Genomic DNA, 15,796 nt, shown 5'->3' with positions numbered 1-15,796 from the left:
AAGCCCACTAGTTTTGGTATAAAAGGCTAGTAGGCTTATTTCTTTCTATGACTTAAGCGATCATGCACTTAAGTAACTGGCTCTCAAGATCGTCGCCTATTTCTAGACCGATCACTTCTATTCTGGTTTCGATACACTCATCAAGTTCTGATTCCGTCAAGCCATCCTCTGTTAAGTTGTACCCGAAAATACCACTTTGAGTAATGAATACCGCTTTCATCCGCTGAGCTTTCAATCCAACTAAAAAGTGTCTCAAACGCTGGTGGTCAAACAGTTTCTCTGCAGAGAATCGCCAGCCAACGCTTTCAAAACCTTCACCTTGGTTAGTCGCTTTGATCATGCCGCTTTCTGGCATTGGTAATTCTGAAGCGAGCGGCTTGTCTTGCTGGTGATGATGATGGTGGTGGTGCGCTTGTTGACCAAAGAAATTTGTATCTCCTTCGAACTCTTCAAAAGGGATTTTTCCATGGTGAGCGAAGACTAGCTTGGTATTCGGGTGACAAATTTCAGTAACATATTCAACCAGCTTCTCTGCGTCGCCATCTTGGTATAGGTCGACTTTGTTACCAACTACGGTATCGGCAATGGTGATTTGCTGATTGAAGGTATCGTGATCTGCATAGCGAGAATCAGAGAGCTTCCGTGCATCGACTAAGGTAACGTTTTTCTGCAGTGATAGTACTTTACGGTAATGTTCAGAGGACAAAACTTGCAGCACTTCTTTAGGGTGACCAAGCCCTGTTGGTTCGATTAACAAACGATCGGGTTTGGCTTCGGTAAGCAGTTGATTGAGCGCGATTTGCATCGGTAAACCTGCCGCACAACACATGCAACCACCGGGTACTTCACGAATGAACACTTGTTGTGTGGTCTGGTTGCCTTGAATCAAGCTACCATCAACGCCGATTTCTCCGAACTCATTCACTAGCACAGCCCAGCGTTCATTTTCTGGTTTGTTCTTCATCAGGTTGAGAATCGCAGAGGTTTTTCCCACTCCAAGGAACCCTGTAATAATGTTGGTTGGAATGCCTAACATAGGTGACTTATCAGAGCTCATTAGCAATTCTCCTGTAGCCTTGAACTAGCGTGTGGTTGGCTGATACCACAGACTCTGAAAATGCGGAGTATTCAGGCGGTACTTTGGAGATGCTATTTAAGTCAAACCCTGAGCCTATATTGGTCATTGGTGGAACATGGAAGTTTTCCGGTAAATCGAGGCCATCTACCACACAGTTGTGGCGAATGACGCAACCTTTGCCAATCACAGCATTGAATACCACCGAGTTGAAGCCAATAAAGACATCGTCACAAACTTCACATGGCCCATGAACGATAGAGCGGTGAGCGATAGAAGAGCGTTCTCCAATGGTAACCGCTGCTCCTGCTTTTGAGTGTATGACGACACCATCTTGTATATTGGTATCGCGCTTAATCACGATTGCTTCCATGTCACCTTGTTCGTTAACCTCGTCGGCACGAATGACGGCGTAGGGGCCGATAAACACGTTATCTTCAATGATAACTTTCCCGCAAATGATAGCGGTCGGGTCAATGAAGGCGGTTTCCGATACTTTCGGCATATGGCCGCTAGGGTTTCTTCTTAACATATTGAGCTCTTATATTTTTTTAGTCCGCAGGGCCTACCACCATTGATGGAGCGAAATATTTATGTATCGACACATTCATCGCATACGCAGCTAATCTCTAACTGGGGGCTTGTTACAGTAAAGCCTTCTTGCTTTGCGTGAGATTGAAGATCGCGAATGATGGAAGGGGCGATGGTTTGCTCGCTGATTTTGTTGCACTTAGAGCAAATCAAAAACTGCGGGATGCCGTGCTCATGATCGCAAAGGATATGGTCGCAAAGTATGTACTTATTAGAGACTTGCAGTTTGTGCGCTAAGTGTTGCTCTTCAAGAAACTCCAACACTCGATAAACCGACATCGCTTGAACGTGTTGATCAAAGTGTTCCTTACAATATTCAACGATTTCATACGCAGACAGCGCTTTGTCGGCATGAACCAGTGCACGCAGTATCAACAGTCTTTTAGCGGTAAACTGTTTTCCGTTTGTTTTACAGCCTTGTTTTACGTGCTCGATGATCGCTTCGATGTCTCTCATTCAATCCACAAAATTAGTGATAATGTAGATATGTTATAACATAACAACTGACTATAAGAAACGAACTTTTACTTAAACAACCTCTTAGGTGGGATCTCTCTTTTCAGGCTTACTTTGTAGATGAATAATAGCCGTTTATTGCCCATCATTTTGCATGTTGTGCCAAAGAAGCTTTCTTATAATGATTGGATTACTGATTAAAACGCCAAAAGAGAGTGGGTTGTTATAAGTGAATTCGAATTAAATTCTGAAATGATACAAATCTCATATTTAATAACGCTTAATTAGTAACCTCTGTTGAGTCCCATATCAAATCAAGTGGCTGATTTTATTGGGTATCGGAGAAAAGTCTCAAAAATTATTATTTAGATCGCTAAAGTTTTAAATTCTACCAAGTGTTATTTATATAGAATATAACTCCATTTGATGGCTGTTGAGTAGATGGTTTTTAGCTATATATGTGAATTTTGAAGCGAGTTATCTTTCTGATTTGAAAGAATAATTAAATAGTTAAGATAAAAAAGTTGGCGAAAATCAGAAGCTTGGCATACACTTTCCTTGTAAATGACCTTATCTCATTGATTGAATAGGGTAAATGCTTTGGCGCTACTCACGATAGTAGCAATGTTTAACATAGCTTTGAGGAAAGTTTTATGGCACTCACTAAGGCCGATTTGGCTGAGAACCTGTTTGAGACACTCGGATACAGCAAGCGGGATGCCAAGGAAACGGTTGAAGTGTTTTTCGAAGAAGTTCGTAAAGCACTCGAAAATGGCGAACAGGTAAAACTGTCTGGTTTTGGTAATTTTGATCTTCGCGAGAAAAACGAGCGACCTGGTCGTAACCCGAAAACTGGTGAAGACATTCCAATTTCTGCTCGACGTGTTGTTACTTTCAGACCGGGACAAAAACTAAAGGCCCGAGTTGAAAATATTAAAATCGAGAAGTAGCCAAGCAATAGACCACGCCTAGCGTGGTCTTTTTGTATCTGCATAGAGTCTAAGCGAAACGCATTCCTTTAACTTTTTGTAATCTTTCTCAAACTCCATCTCCTTTCAGTTCCCCGTAACGAACTTACTTTAGTTTCTAAAACAGAGAATAGGGCTATGCCTTTGAATCTCCGCTCTAAAGGGCTTGTTGAACCTTACTTGCGATCTCTTCAGACACCCAAGGCTTCCAAACTTCTGGAGAGCTTTCTAAGAAGTAATACATAGCTTCTTCTGCATCCGCTTGATTTTCTTCCATCCAAGCTAACATCTGGCTCATTTTCTGATTGGTGAAACCACGTTTCTGGAAGTATTCGTAGGCAAGAGGCTGGCTAGTTGCGAAGCTCTCCGTTGTTACCGTGTGAACCGGCGCTGGTGGGAACATGGTCACTTTAGGTGATTCACAGTCAGGTTGAGTCGTGCAGTTTCGAAATTCCTCGACGTCGATACCGCTACCAAAATCAACTTTAACCATTTCATACTTACCTAGCACAGGCGTAGGCGACCAGTAATATCCAAACCATGCTTTTTTGCGTTCGTAAGCTTTCGCTATCGTACCTGCTAAAACCGCGCCTGAGCCGGGATCAACCATTTCAAAATTGTGATCTTCTAACTTAAGCGCATCGAACAGGTGACCGGAGGTAATCTGACAAGTCCAACCCGCAGGGCAGCTATAAAACGCATACTTCTCATCATCTTCTGGGTGTTCAAACAGCTTTGCGTTTTTAATCACACCTTCAATGGTTGTAAGCTCTGGGTACTGTTCAACAAGGTAGTTCGGGACCCAAAACCCTTCTTCACCCCCATTAACCAGCGACTTACCTGCATAACGTAACCGTTTATCCGCTACGCCTTTGTCGAGTGCTTCTTTGATTCCGTTTGTCCAAAGTTCGGGCGCGACGTCAGGCTGACCTTTTTCGATCATAGAGGTACCCGTTGGAACGCTATCTCCGGGGATAAGTTGTGCATCGCAGCCATAACCTTCATTAAGAATAAATTGGTCTACGTGTGCTATTAGGCTTGCCGAGTTCCAGTTCATGTCGGCTATCGTGAACTCACCACACTCGTTGGCATGAGATGGTAGCGCTAGAGCGGAGAGCACGAAAATCGCAGATGTTTTGATTTTCATATGACGAAATCCCTTTAATTGTCAGCTGGTTGAAATTGTATCTAAGCAAAAAAGTTTAAAGGGATAAAGAGCAATCACCTAGATATTTGTGGCTTATTTGAACTGACTACGATCGGTCTGTTTCTAGGTTAGATGAGAGGAGTTGGAATGAAAGATAAACCACACATTTAAAATGGACAGCTAGAGAGTATGAATTAAGTATATATTATTATTTTTACAAATACGTTCAGTAAAATTGAACAGAAGTTAAATCTAATTGAATTTAAATATACCGAGTTATTTGCTGTAATGTGATCAATAAGCAGTCGGTTAATCTATTTTATTGATCTAAATCTAAGGAGAAGCTTTGCGTAAGTCCGCTTTAGCTTTGATGTTACTCTTTTTATCGACTGTCGCTACGGCAGCGGAGTACCAGCAACTCGCCAATATGTGCATTGCTTGTCATGGCAGTAACAACGACACCTCGTTTCCCTCTATCCCCAACCTTAAGTGGCAAAACCAAGTCTACCTTACTGAGCAACTGACTGACTTTAAAAGTGGCAAGCGTGAGGACAAAACGATGTCTAAAGTCGCGCAACTATTGTCAGAAGAAGACATCAAGAAGTTAGCTAATTACTTTTACCAACTGAACAACACAGGGTCACCACAATGAGTTTAGATAGAAGACAGTTCCTCAAAGCCGCGCTTTCAGCAACCGCAGTATCTGCATTACCGGTGTCGTGGGTATTTGCCGCGAATCGCCCTGAAGGTTTAGCTGCACTGGACATCAATGCATTAACGTGGGCAAAAGCAGAAGATCTACCGGATTACTACACCGTTTTAAATACCAACCCTTTGAATGCGTATCCGCCAGAAAGTATGCTTGCACCTGCTGTGACTCCTGCAGATGTTCCCTTTGTTCGTTGGAATGGTTTGATGCCAGATTTTACGGAGATGGACCCAGATACTTGGACCTTCGAAGTGAAAGGTGAGTCGGTTAAACAGAGTAAAACCTACACAATTGCTGAGCTCAAATCTAAGTTTAAACATCACACGCAAAGCCTAGTATTGGAGTGTGGTGGTAACAGCCGTAACAATTTTTATCCGAGCACTAAAGGCAACCAATGGAACAATGCTGGTGTCTATTGTTCACAGTGGACAGGTGTGTTGTTGAGTGATGTGCTTAAAGACTGTGGCATTAAGGATGATGCGGTTTACGTTGGTAACCATGGCTTTGATAAACACTTGAGTGGTAAAGGTGAGGCGATTTCACGTGGCGTTCCTATTGCAGCTGCGATGAACGATAACGCCTTGATTGCATGGGAAATGAATGGCGAGCCGATCCCATATCTCCATGGTTATCCACTACGAACGGTATTTGGCGGTCGACCGGCTTCAGTTTCTCAGAAATGCACAACCGGCATCAGTATTCGAAACAAGATTCATGATGGCCATAAGATGGCGGCTCCTGCTTATCAAGTGCCTAAGAACCCAATCGCTCCGGGTGAGAAAGTAGATAACAAAGATTTCCGAATCATTGAAGAGATGATTGTGAAGTCGCTGATTACTTCTCCCAAAAGCGGGACAGAGTTTGCCCTTGGTAAGAAGGTTAAAGTCAGTGGTCATGCTTGGGCTGGGTTAAGAACCGTTGAGAAGCTGCAAGTGAGTTACGACTACGGTACAACTTGGCACGATGCAAAGCTGAATAAGCCAGTAAACAAGGGCGCGTGGCAACAATGGGAAGCCGATCTAGACCTTCCTATGACGGGCTATTATGAGATCTGGGCGAAGGCGACCGATAGCGAAGGCAATAGCCAGCCTGTCGTACAACCGCAATGGAATCCTAAAGGTTACCTGTTTAATGGTTGCCACCGTATCGCAGTAAGAGTGTCGTGATGCTGTCTATTTCCAATAAGCCTATTGATGGCAGTTCTAAACTTACCAATTTGGTTGATGGTCACTCATTTCATACAGACTCAACTCCTGCCAGCAAACGCAGTTACCGTAAAGGCATAATGAGAGCTGCATTGGTGTGTAGCTTATTAACGTCGATGCTTGTTCATGCTGAAGACATTTCAGAGAACCCAAAAGAGTACTACGGTGTAGATAAAGCGTCGGGTCTGATCATGGCACCCGGTTGGGAGACAGTGAAAGGGCAATGTAACGCCTGCCATACCAGCTTAATCGTTGCACAGAACAGCGGCAACAGAGAGCAATGGCGTGAAACCATTCAGTGGATGGTCGACACTCAAGGGCTGTGGGATCTGTCTGATACTTGGGATCCAGTATTGGATTACCTCAGTACCTATTATCAAGACAAAGGCATCGATATGAACAAGTATCGTCGCAAGCCTATTGATAGCGCTTTGATGCCACCTATGCCGGGAGATAGCCAATGATCATCAATCGATTAGAGCGAACCTCTCTTGTGAATGGAATAGTGGCGAATGGAGCTGTTGTTAATAGAGCTGTTGCAAATAGAGCTATTGCGATAGCTGCTGTATCAGTAGTTTTGTTGTTGTCGGCGTGTACTGATGAACAGCCAAGCACTGAAGATAAAGTTGCCTCGCGAGTCGAATCATTAGGAATAGAGTCGGAACCAGTGCCGAAGCTTGAAGCGGAAGCTAAAACTGAGGTTGAAACACTTGTCGATAGTAAGGTAATCACTAAGGATTACATCCCTAGCTTAGTGTCAGGTGAAAAGTTGGTTCAGAATTTATGTAGCCAATGCCATGGCGACAAAATTATTCCCTTCGTACAATCTTATCCAAACATCAAAGGTCAGAAAGCTGGGTATATTCTTAAACAGCTGCGTGATTTTAAAAGTGATGAACGCCAAGATTTATATATGCAGTCTGTGGTCAAACACCTTTCAGATGAAGACCTACAAGACGTAGCTGCGTTCTATGGTACGTTGAAGCCATTGGACTTATACAATCGCACTAAAGAGTATTATCACCAGTAGGTGAGCTTTCTCTGGGTATTGGCTAAGTTGGTCTCTACGAGGTTCGGTGGGTAAAACAGTAGATAACGATAAGCAAAACAATAGATAAAAGAAAGGGCTGCGATTATGCAGCCCTTTGTCGTTCTTGTTTATGATCATTGCTTAGTCAGTTAAGCCGCTTTAATGTGCGTTGTAATGTATGGTTGCCATGCTTGTTGATAAAGCTCTAAAGATTGGCGTCTTAGGCTATTAATTTGTGCCGCTTCGATATCGTTGATTGGGCGATGTTCAGCAATTGCGTGACGCTCAATACCTTGGATAATTTCATACAGCTCGTGCTCAGGACCACTTTTCACATCAGCAATCGCTTTTAAGTGAAGTTGAACCTCTGCAATGATGTTGGTTTTAGGTAAACGAACCAACAAGTTAAGGTCACGGTAGCCAGAGTCAGCTGGTGATTTAAACTTGTTTTTCAGCTTAACAACGTCTGCTTCACGGCTTAACGCTTCGTAAACTTCAACCAAGCTCTCTACATCGTTCGCGATGATAGTTGCACGGGCTAAGTCGGTAATTTTTGTCACATCACCATCAAGCTCAAGGGCGATTTTTTCTTCTGCACGAGCTTGAGATTTTACGCCAGCAAATAGTGCTTCAGAATTGGTGAGTAGGGCAGTACTTTTACAGATAGTTTCTAATTCAGCTTGGCCTTGATGCGCTTTGCTGTACAGAATATCGAAGTCGGTGTAAGGCTGAGTCGGGCGTGAGTCGAAGGCTTTGATGCCGTAAAGGCCGCTCAAACTATGACGGAATACGTTTGAAGATACTTGGTTTTGCGCAGGAGTGCGCGTTTGATCAGTTGAACTTGTTGAAACAGGTGCTGCTGCGAATGCAGGCGCTCGGCTCAATACTAGAAGCATTAGGGCCGTCGTACGGAGAAATACACTCATTCAAACTCCAAAATACAAGGTTACAAAAAACGGGTAGTCAAAAGGGGTAACCAGTAACGCACAAGAGTAAAAACAGCTTAACTAAACTCGCTACATATTAAATGGGGCTAGCTAAGACAGAAACCAACTCTAACGTTTAATATTGCTTTAAAATGTGAAGATATAGACAAATAATCCAAGCGTTAGTTCCGCAATTATCAGAACTTTGAACTTAGCCAGCTTCTGATTTTATCGAAACCAATTTGGTACTTTAAACCAAGCTAAGGTTGCTCTTACCTCTCTATACTGTACCCTTGCATTATGACTGTTTAACATGAACGAAAGATGAATAATCCTGAATTTTGGCACAATAAATGGGCAGCCAACCAAATTGGTTTCCACCTCGAAGATGTAAACCCACTTCTGATTAAATTTTGGGAAAAGACTGAGCCTAGCTACGAGAAGAGTGTATTTGTTCCACTTTGTGGCAAAAGTGAAGATCTGATTTGGCTAGCTTCAAAGCATGAAGATGTTCAAGGTGTCGAGTTAAGCCAGATTGCGGTTCGCGCATTTTTTGCAGAGCACCTTTACACCCCGACTGTGACTCAAATTAGCGGTCAGCACGAACTGTATCAATTCGATGAACTGAACATCTACACAGGCGATTACTTCACGGCGCCAATCCAGCCTGTCGATACCATTTATGATCGCGCGTCTTTAGTCGCATTGTCTGAAGAGATGCGAGTGCAGTATGTAGAGCGTTTGAAACAACTGCTGAAACCGGGCGGTAAGATCCTTCTGGTGACTCTAGATTATGACCAAAGCGAGATGGCAGGGCCTCCGTTTAGCGTGCCTAAACTAGAGATCGATCAGTTGTTCGCAGGATACAAAATCACGTTGTTGAATCAAGATATAGCGGACGATGAACATCCGAAGATTGCTAAGAAAGGTTTGTCTCGCTTCTGTGAAGAAGTGTATTTGATTGAGTCAGAAGCTTAAGCGCTTTGAACTCTCAAGCAAACAGATGATTTCGATATAATAGATAACACCAACAAAAAGACGGGCTCTATAGCCCGTCTTTTTTATTGTTCAGATTTGAACTCGTGATTGTTCAGAATTGAATAGCTGGTTAGTAAATCACTTTTACTTTTGACGCGCTCTCAATTGCATCTTCAATCGCTGTCTCAGTGCTGTTGCGACGAGTAAGCGCCACACCTAGACGACGGCGGCCATCGATATCAGGCTTACCAAACAAGCGAACCTGCGTTTGTGGTGCGTCTAGCGCCTCTGTAAGACCTTCAAAACGAATGTTGGTTGAAGTGCCTTGGCCTAGAATAACCGCTGATGCACACGGGCCGTATTGCGTGATAGATTTGATCGGCATACCGGTAAAGGCGCGTACGTGAAGTGCGAATTCAGATGAGTCTTGAGACATCAATGTCACTAAGCCAGTATCGTGTGGGCGAGGGGATACTTCATTGAAGATAACGTGATCGCCTTTAACAAACAGCTCGACACCAAAGATACCGTGACCACCTAGTGCGTTAACCACTTGTTCAGCCGTGTATTGTGCGGCTTTAAGTGCATTGTCTGACATCACTTGTGGCTGCCATGATTCACGGTAATCTCCGTCTTCTTGGCGGTGACCGATAGGCGCACAGAAGTGAACACCGTCGACTGCGCGAACGGTTAGAAGGGTGATCTCGTAATCAAAGTCGATGAAGCCTTCAACGATCACACGACCCGCGCCAGTGCGACCGCCTTCTTGTGCGTAGTCCCAAGATTTCTGGATGTCTTCTTCTGTTTTGATAACGCTTTGACCTTTACCTGAAGAGCTCATTACCGGCTTAACAACGCAAGGCATGCCCACGAATTCAACAGCGGCTGAGAAATCTTCAAAGGTGTCTGCAAAGCGGTAAGGAGAAGTGCTCAGTTTTAGTTCTTCTGCGGCTAGACGACGGATACCTTCGCGGTTCATCGTTAGCTTGGTCGCATTCGCAGTTGGAACGACATTTAAGCCTTGCGCTTCTAGCTCTACCAACTTGCTGGTGGCAATAGCTTCAATTTCAGGAACCACATAATCTGGCTTTTCTAGTTCAATGATCGCTTGAAGTGCATCGCCGTCTAACATGTCTAATACATGGCTACGATGCGCAACTTGCATCGCTGGTGCGTCTGCATAACGGTCACAAGCAATAACTTCCAAACCTAAACGTTGGCACTCGATAGCAACTTCTTTGCCGAGTTCACCTGAACCTAATAGAAGTACACGAGTAGCATTTTCACGAGTAGCAGTACCAAACATAGAAATTCCTTCCGATCTTTTGAACGATTGATTGAAAACGGGGTGATCATACTTATTTCAATGACAAAAGCAAACGTTTGCGCAAGTTGGTGCGTTAATTACAGGCATAAAAAAAGCAGCCCTGTTAAATAGGGCTGCTTATTTAAATTTTTGTTAATTATATGTACTTAGATTGCTAAGTAAGTCACTGGAATGTCGGGATTAATCGCTTCTAATGTAGATTGCGTATCCGCTAGGTGACTGATGCTACCTTCTGCGATTTCAACCAAAGCAGCACTTTCAATTTGTTCGAAATCGAAGCAAGCCAGTTTAAGTTGAATTAACGCGACTTGCAGGGGTGGTAGGCTCGGGTTGAACGCTGCGTTTTCAGCGTAAGCACCCGTAAAAATTTCACCTGACGTCAGTTGTAATGAAACACCACTTAGGTTTTTGGTGTAAGGCGCATGGCTACGGTTTAGTGCCGCTAGCGCTTCTACAACAATAGGCGTTGTTTCTTTGGTCGTGTACTTATGATCAAGTTTTGTCATTAGGCCAGTTGTCACACCTAAATCAGCAGGGCCGAACGAGTCTGGTAGGTACTCTTGCAGAGACATTTCATCACGTTGTGGAAGCTGAACTTTAAGTTCCTTTGCTGTTGTCAGTTCGTTCATGAATTGACGACAGTGACCACAAGGACTGAAGTTGATGGTGATATCTGAGATACCGAGTTCGCCTTTCATCCAAGCGTGGCTGATTGCAGATTGCTCAGCGTGAACGGTTTGACCAAGTTGAGCACCAGCGATTTCAAGGTTTGCACCAAAATACAGAGTACCAGACAAACCACGCACGATTGCACCAACATAAAAGTCAGATAACGGAGCGTAAGAATACGCTGCGGCAAAAGGAAGTAGAGCAATACGTAGTTTGTCATCCGCTAGACCACTTGCTTGCAGTAGGCTATCAAATTGTTCTGGAGACAATGTCGCGTCAAAGTTGTCTGCTAATACGATGTCACTCAAAAGCGCTTTCATTGATGATGGAGCACTTTCCAGCGCCAGGGTAATACGACTGTTCATGTTGAATCCTTAATTGACCTTAGGCTTTAAGTTTATGCATTGCTCAGGAATTTTCTGTGATAAAGATCACTATTGAATTGTTGTTGTTACATTGGTTTGCATAATTAGAGTGAGGTCACACTTGAAATCGATTACAAGAGCCATTTATACAGCTGATATCGCACTTAGTGCTCGTAAAAGACCGTGACTTGACTGCTATTGCTAAATAAATGCGAATAAAAAGCCCAAACAGACACTGTAATAAACAGCATTCTGGTTGGGCTGGATCGCGTAGTGATCGTTTAGGTTAAGAATAGAACCAAACCACGAGCGAAAATATACTCGGTGCAATGATTGAGGTGATAACCCCACAAAGAACCAATGCCAACGAACTGAATGCCGCATCTTCTTGGTTCTTTTCAGCACATGTCGCAGTGCCTAATGCGTGAGATACCGTCCCCATGGTTAAACCTCTGGCGATCGGGCTCTTAATACCAATGAGATTGTAGATTGGATAAGCAAAAATTGCCCCAAACAGACCAACAATCAATACCAATATTGCCGCAATCGCTGCTTCGCCACCTAAATGGCTCGATACTTCCATTGCAATTGGCGTGGTGACTGATTTGCCTAACAAGCTCGCAATCAAAGTTAAGTCCGCTTTAAATGCTACTGCGATCACTGCCGTTGTTGTCATCGACATCACACTGCCTAGCGTGCAAGCAAAGGTAATGATGCGCCAGTTGGCTCTGATTTGAGGTAGCTGCTCATAAAGTGGGTAAGCAAGTGCAACAACCGCAGGTTGCAGCATGTAGGTAATCCAAGTGTTGTCAGCATAGTAAGTCTCAAACGGTACTCTAAAGAACGTGAGAATCGGAATGATGATACCAATGCTGATAAGCAGGGGGTTACACAGCGGCGAGTTTACTTTTTGACTTACCCAGCGAGCAAACAGGAATACCACGATGGTGAGTAGAATCCACATGATCAGTTACCTCTCGAAAGTAAGCGGTCTAAGAACCATGATAAGGACACCAACACCAGTAATGTGCCACCAACGGCGCTCGCCATAATTGGCAATGCGTTCGCGATGAGCATGTCGAAATGGTCCATCAACCCAACACTGATTGGAACAAATAGTAAGATCATTAGGCGGATAATCAAGCTTGCACCGGGTTGTACCCAGTGCGAAGGAACAATACCAATCACCATGGCGGCAAACAGAATCAACATGCCAAAAATACTGCCTGGGATTGAGGTATCCAAAAAGTGCTGTAACGCGTTACCTGCTGTAAGTGCACCTATGATTAAGGTGAAGGAGATTAAGCAGTAAACCAGTTGGATCAATCTTTCTTTCAAAGTGTTACGTCTCTTGATAATGGAATTAGCTAGCTAACTTTTCTACGTATTGATAAACCGCCTTCAAGATAGCCATTTTCTTCTCGTCGCTTTCATGTTCGTGCGCGAGGTTTTCAAGGTTGAGCATGTACTCTTCTAAACGGCACTCATAAAACTCACGACAATGGTTCGCCCATTTCAACTGCTCAGCTTCGTCGAGCGTCCATGGGAAGTTACGCGCACGGTAACGGAACAGTAACGGTTTAATTCGTTCGTCACTAAAGGTGATATCCAAAGCTGCCAAGTTGTTCGGGTCAGTTTCACGAATGATGTTCATCGCTGTTTTATCAGCAGGTGAAAAGAAACCGTCGTAAAGGTGTGTATCAACATCATCACTCTTTTCGTACTCGCGTTCTTGTGAGTACAGGCCGATCAGTTTTTCGCGGATCTCTGGGTGTTCGCGCAGCAGTGCCAAGTTTTTCAAGCATTGTTGGCGATCGATACCGATGGTTTCGGCATTTTCAGCCGTCAGCGTTTTGGCTGGAGCAAGAATAGGGCACTTGTTCAGTTGAACCAATTTGATGGGTACGGGTAACTCGTCTTCACCCAGTTCACTGCGTTTGGTATAGAGCCTTTCTCTGAGTTCATCAGCGTCCAGTTCTAACAGTGGGCTTGGATCTTTGGCTAAATCAACCACGATAACGGCATTTTGATTGGTTGGGTGCCAAGCCATAGGCACAATCCAGCTGGTGTAGTTGCAGTCACGGCCAAACATGCCTGAAACGTGCATCAATGGTGTCATGTTTACGATATCAACCAGGTCATTCAGCTTACGCTTATGACGCATGTTGTAAAGGTAATCGAACATCTTAGGTTGTGCAGCTTTCAGCTTCTTCGCTAACTCGATGGTCGCAATAACATCGGCCATCGCATCGTGCGCGTTTTCGTGTTCAATGCCGTTTGCCACAGATAGGTGTTCCAGTTTGAAGCTTGGGTAACCTTCTTCGTTCTCTGGCCAAACAATGCCTTCAGGGCGCAGTGCGTGAACAGCGCGCATTACATCTAATAAATCCCAACGAGAATTGCCATTCTGCCAGCTCCATGCATATGGGTCGATGAAGTTTCGGTAACAGGTGTAACGCGTTACTTCATCATCGAATCGAATACTGTTATAGCCAAGGCTTGTGGTGTTAGGTTTCGCTAACTCAGCATGGATCTTAGCGATAAACTCAGGTTCAGGAAGACCTTGTGAAGCCGCTTTCTGTGGCGTGATACGGGTAATCAATGCAGCTTCAGGTGCAGGGAGGTAATCAGCAGGAGGTTGGCAATAGATAACCAGAGGCTCTCCAATAACATTGAAATCTTGGTCGGTACGAACACCTGCAAACTGACTCGGACGGTCTTTTGCTGGGCTAACGCCCCAAGTTTCGTAATCGAAAAAGAAGTAGGTTGGCTGATTATCTGAACTCATTGAATTTCCTGAACAGCAAGCGCGGAACGTTTACTGTGGCTGAAGGTTAGTTTTGTTCAGTATCTGATAGTATGCGGTACGCGTGCAACCCAGATCACAAATAAATTGCCGGAAAACGGTGCTTTACTATTCAATCGAGTCAGTGGGGAAGGTTTTGAAACCAATTGTGGCTTTTCTATAGTCGTAATTCTGCCTAGTTACCTCTTTTTACCTATCTTTTCACCTTAGCCGTTGTATGGCGATGAGTCGGGTTTTAAGGTTGACCGCGAATGAGTTTGTTTGTCTTTTACTGTAAACCTGTGTCATTAGAAACACGCTCGTTGTTTTTTCACTGATGGCTAATCTACTGTACCTGTAGCTAATCCGCTGTGCTTGTGTCTAAACCGCAGCGCAAATGTCTAATCCGTAGCACAGATGTTTAAACCGCTTCATTTACCTGTCTAGGCTCTGTCCAAAGATGGTGTTTTTCATAATACAATCTCCTTAGATTTGACTTAATTTTCGGTATTTATGATTGTTGGGGTTAATTTGACTGGATAGTTGTACCTGTCTCACTTTTAATACTTTATATAATCCGTGTTTGAATTGGATATAAAGAAAACTCTAATATTTCATTTTTATTACAATACTGTGTAGATATCAGTTTGTTTCACTTTTGAGACTATATTGCAACACGTCGATCTATATAGTGATGAATCTGAATAGAATAGTGGGGGATGTTCCATCTTATTTTTGGGCTATTTAAATTGAGGCATATTTATAAAAATTAATAACACACATAAATAAAGGAATTAGATGTAAAACCAGTTTTATATCTAATTGGTAGTAATACTCTAATACCATTATTTTCGTTAGTGTTATTTATATCAATTTGCGTGATCTTATTCTCACTGCGCCTCATTTCTTTATAAATAAGTGTCAATATATATATTTTCTAAATAGGATTGTTGTTACTTAATTGTTAACTTTGATTGACTATTAGGTAACCCTAATAATAAAGCCGATTTTATATAAAGGATTAAAGAAATGAACAAAGTCTTTAAGGTTGTTGCTGTATCTGCACTTTCTATCTCTTCAGCGAACGTTTTCGCTGTGAGTGACACTTTTGATGCAACACTAGAAGTAAAACAAGCAATTACAATGACAAAAACAAGTGATCTTGACTTCGGTATCATCACTTCAGACAACACAACGGACGTTGTTATTGCTCAAGGCGATGCAGGAGCGGCGGCATTTACTCTTTCTGGAGAGTCTGGTGATGCAGTAACAGTCAGTATTTCTGATACTAACTTGGTGAATGGCGTAAATACGATTGCAGCTGAATTTGACTTTAATAATGCTATTACCCTTACGGGTGGTACTGCGGATCTTAATATTGGCGGCACTGCACGTACTTCAAGTGCGACATTAGTTGCTGGTACATATACTGCAAACGTTGCAGTAGATGTCACTTACCAATAAACAAAGGCGTTGTTGCCTAAATCAGTTGAACCTTTTCCAAGTCCCGTGATCTGAACCTTTGTGATAGTTAGAACGGTGGTGACATGGGTAAAGCGAAAAAG

General features: G+C 43.3%; 17 protein-coding genes. 7 read left to right on the top strand and 10 right to left on the bottom strand.

Going from position 1 to position 15,796, the window contains the following annotated elements; genetic code table 11:
• Nucleotides 1-52 precede the first annotated feature (52 nt).
• From IQQ51_RS02305 to IQQ51_RS02295, 3 genes are read right to left on the bottom strand one after another with little or no spacing between them, the layout of a single operon-like run.
• On the bottom strand, nt 53-1,057 hold the full coding sequence (locus IQQ51_RS02305) for a CobW family GTP-binding protein (protein ID WP_193840240.1): 1,005 nt from the start codon (nt 1,055-1,057) through the stop codon (nt 53-55).
• Complete coding sequence (locus tag IQQ51_RS02300) at nt 1,047-1,607, bottom strand: carbonate dehydratase (RefSeq protein WP_193840239.1); 561 nt, start codon at nt 1,605-1,607, stop codon at nt 1,047-1,049. The genes IQQ51_RS02305 and IQQ51_RS02300 overlap by 11 nt, the downstream gene beginning before the upstream one ends.
• A gap of 59 nt (nt 1,608-1,666) precedes the next feature.
• Nucleotides 1,667-2,122, bottom strand: a complete 456-nt coding sequence (locus IQQ51_RS02295; RefSeq protein ID WP_122082548.1) for a Fur family transcriptional regulator — start codon at nt 2,120-2,122, stop codon at nt 1,667-1,669.
• A gap of 653 nt (nt 2,123-2,775) precedes the next feature.
• Between IQQ51_RS02295 and ihfA the strand changes: the two genes are divergently transcribed.
• The gene (gene ihfA / locus IQQ51_RS02290; protein WP_004734853.1) at nt 2,776-3,072 is read left to right on the top strand and encodes an integration host factor subunit alpha; all 297 of its coding nucleotides are present in this window, start codon (nt 2,776-2,778) and stop codon (nt 3,070-3,072) included.
• A 175-nt stretch (nt 3,073-3,247) separates the two neighbouring features.
• Here the strand turns inward: ihfA and IQQ51_RS02285 are convergent, their stop codons facing one another.
• The gene (locus IQQ51_RS02285; RefSeq protein ID WP_193840238.1) at nt 3,248-4,237 is read right to left on the bottom strand and encodes an ABC transporter substrate-binding protein; all 990 of its coding nucleotides are present in this window, start codon (nt 4,235-4,237) and stop codon (nt 3,248-3,250) included.
• Between the two features lie 346 nt (nt 4,238-4,583).
• Here IQQ51_RS02285 and IQQ51_RS02280 point away from each other — a divergent pair, with 346 nt between their 5' ends.
• The 4 genes from IQQ51_RS02280 to IQQ51_RS02265 are packed head-to-tail and all read left to right on the top strand — an operon-like array spanning nt 4,584 to nt 7,181.
• Nucleotides 4,584-4,889, top strand: coding sequence for a c-type cytochrome (locus tag IQQ51_RS02280; protein WP_193840237.1), 306 nt, complete (start codon nt 4,584-4,586; stop codon nt 4,887-4,889).
• Nucleotides 4,886-6,112, top strand: a complete 1,227-nt coding sequence (locus tag IQQ51_RS02275) for a molybdopterin-dependent oxidoreductase (RefSeq protein ID WP_193840236.1) — start codon at nt 4,886-4,888, stop codon at nt 6,110-6,112. Before IQQ51_RS02280 ends, IQQ51_RS02275 begins: the two co-directional genes overlap by 4 nt.
• On the top strand, nt 6,112-6,615 hold the full coding sequence (locus tag IQQ51_RS02270; RefSeq protein ID WP_193840235.1) for a cytochrome C: 504 nt from the start codon (nt 6,112-6,114) through the stop codon (nt 6,613-6,615). Before IQQ51_RS02275 ends, IQQ51_RS02270 begins: the two co-directional genes overlap by 1 nt.
• A complete protein-coding gene (locus tag IQQ51_RS02265; RefSeq protein WP_193840234.1) occupies nt 6,612-7,181 on the top strand; it encodes a c-type cytochrome in 570 nt (189 codons plus the stop codon). The genes IQQ51_RS02270 and IQQ51_RS02265 overlap by 4 nt, the downstream gene beginning before the upstream one ends.
• A 149-nt stretch (nt 7,182-7,330) precedes the next feature.
• Here the strand turns inward: IQQ51_RS02265 and IQQ51_RS02260 are convergent, their stop codons facing one another.
• The gene (locus IQQ51_RS02260; protein WP_017059130.1) at nt 7,331-8,107 is read right to left on the bottom strand and encodes a RelA/SpoT domain-containing protein; all 777 of its coding nucleotides are present in this window, start codon (nt 8,105-8,107) and stop codon (nt 7,331-7,333) included.
• A 324-nt stretch (nt 8,108-8,431) separates the two neighbouring features.
• On the opposite strand from IQQ51_RS02260, the gene IQQ51_RS02255 reads away from it, so the two are divergent.
• Entirely contained in the window at nt 8,432-9,085 is a 654-nt protein-coding gene (locus IQQ51_RS02255; protein ID WP_193840233.1) for a thiopurine S-methyltransferase, read from the top strand.
• 130 nt (nt 9,086-9,215) lie between these two features.
• On the opposite strand, the gene purT is transcribed toward IQQ51_RS02255, so the two are convergent.
• The 5 genes from purT to sbcB all read right to left on the bottom strand — a co-directional run bounded on the left by purT (nt 9,216) and on the right by sbcB (nt 14,234).
• On the bottom strand, nt 9,216-10,391 hold the full coding sequence (purT, locus tag IQQ51_RS02250) for a formate-dependent phosphoribosylglycinamide formyltransferase (protein WP_017059132.1): 1,176 nt from the start codon (nt 10,389-10,391) through the stop codon (nt 9,216-9,218).
• A gap of 167 nt (nt 10,392-10,558) precedes the next feature.
• Nucleotides 10,559-11,446, bottom strand: a complete 888-nt coding sequence (cdd, locus tag IQQ51_RS02245) for a cytidine deaminase (protein ID WP_193840232.1) — start codon at nt 11,444-11,446, stop codon at nt 10,559-10,561.
• A 286-nt stretch (nt 11,447-11,732) separates the two neighbouring features.
• Nucleotides 11,733-12,410: an LrgB family protein gene (locus IQQ51_RS02240; RefSeq protein ID WP_017059134.1), complete on the bottom strand. Its 678-nt coding sequence runs from the start codon at nt 12,408-12,410 to the stop codon at nt 11,733-11,735.
• A gap of 2 nt (nt 12,411-12,412) precedes the next feature.
• Nucleotides 12,413-12,784 (bottom strand): CidA/LrgA family protein, encoded by a 372-nt coding sequence (locus IQQ51_RS02235; RefSeq protein WP_004734867.1) that lies wholly within the window; start codon nt 12,782-12,784, stop codon nt 12,413-12,415.
• A gap of 25 nt (nt 12,785-12,809) precedes the next feature.
• Nucleotides 12,810-14,234, bottom strand: coding sequence for an exodeoxyribonuclease I (sbcB, locus tag IQQ51_RS02230; RefSeq protein WP_017070926.1), 1,425 nt, complete (start codon nt 14,232-14,234; stop codon nt 12,810-12,812).
• Between the two features lie 1,026 nt (nt 14,235-15,260).
• Between sbcB and IQQ51_RS02225 the strand changes: the two genes are divergently transcribed.
• A complete protein-coding gene (locus tag IQQ51_RS02225) occupies nt 15,261-15,695 on the top strand; it encodes a DUF4402 domain-containing protein (protein ID WP_048611824.1) in 435 nt (144 codons plus the stop codon).
• Nucleotides 15,696-15,796: the final 101 nt, after the last annotated feature.

The sequence above is a fragment of the Vibrio sp. OPT18 genome (assembly GCF_015163615.1).
In the GTDB taxonomy this organism is placed as follows: Bacteria; Pseudomonadota; Gammaproteobacteria; order Enterobacterales; family Vibrionaceae; genus Vibrio; species Vibrio coralliirubri.
This window is presented reverse-complemented; position numbering and strand designations above follow the sequence as displayed.

Excerpts from the sequence above, each read along its gene's own strand:
- IQQ51_RS02305 (WP_193840240.1), bottom strand. The coding sequence starts at position 1,057 with ATGAGCTCTGATAAGTCACCTATGTTAGGCATTCCAACCAACATTATT.
- IQQ51_RS02300 (WP_193840239.1), bottom strand. The coding sequence starts at position 1,607 with ATGTTAAGAAGAAACCCTAGCGGCCATATGCCGAAAGTATCGGAAACC.
- IQQ51_RS02295 (WP_122082548.1), bottom strand. The coding sequence starts at position 2,122 with ATGAGAGACATCGAAGCGATCATCGAGCACGTAAAACAAGGCTGTAAA.
- ihfA (WP_004734853.1), top strand. The coding sequence starts at position 2,776 with ATGGCACTCACTAAGGCCGATTTGGCTGAGAACCTGTTTGAGACACTC.
- IQQ51_RS02285 (WP_193840238.1), bottom strand. The coding sequence starts at position 4,237 with ATGAAAATCAAAACATCTGCGATTTTCGTGCTCTCCGCTCTAGCGCTA.
- IQQ51_RS02275 (WP_193840236.1), top strand. The coding sequence starts at position 4,886 with ATGAGTTTAGATAGAAGACAGTTCCTCAAAGCCGCGCTTTCAGCAACC.
- IQQ51_RS02270 (WP_193840235.1), top strand. The coding sequence starts at position 6,112 with ATGCTGTCTATTTCCAATAAGCCTATTGATGGCAGTTCTAAACTTACC.
- IQQ51_RS02265 (WP_193840234.1), top strand. The coding sequence starts at position 6,612 with ATGATCATCAATCGATTAGAGCGAACCTCTCTTGTGAATGGAATAGTG.
- IQQ51_RS02260 (WP_017059130.1), bottom strand. The coding sequence starts at position 8,107 with ATGAGTGTATTTCTCCGTACGACGGCCCTAATGCTTCTAGTATTGAGC.
- IQQ51_RS02255 (WP_193840233.1), top strand. The coding sequence starts at position 8,432 with ATGAATAATCCTGAATTTTGGCACAATAAATGGGCAGCCAACCAAATT.
- purT (WP_017059132.1), bottom strand. The coding sequence starts at position 10,391 with ATGTTTGGTACTGCTACTCGTGAAAATGCTACTCGTGTACTTCTATTA.
- cdd (WP_193840232.1), bottom strand. The coding sequence starts at position 11,446 with ATGAACAGTCGTATTACCCTGGCGCTGGAAAGTGCTCCATCATCAATG.
- IQQ51_RS02240 (WP_017059134.1), bottom strand. The coding sequence starts at position 12,410 with ATGTGGATTCTACTCACCATCGTGGTATTCCTGTTTGCTCGCTGGGTA.
- sbcB (WP_017070926.1), bottom strand. The coding sequence starts at position 14,234 with ATGAGTTCAGATAATCAGCCAACCTACTTCTTTTTCGATTACGAAACT.
- IQQ51_RS02225 (WP_048611824.1), top strand. The coding sequence starts at position 15,261 with ATGAACAAAGTCTTTAAGGTTGTTGCTGTATCTGCACTTTCTATCTCT.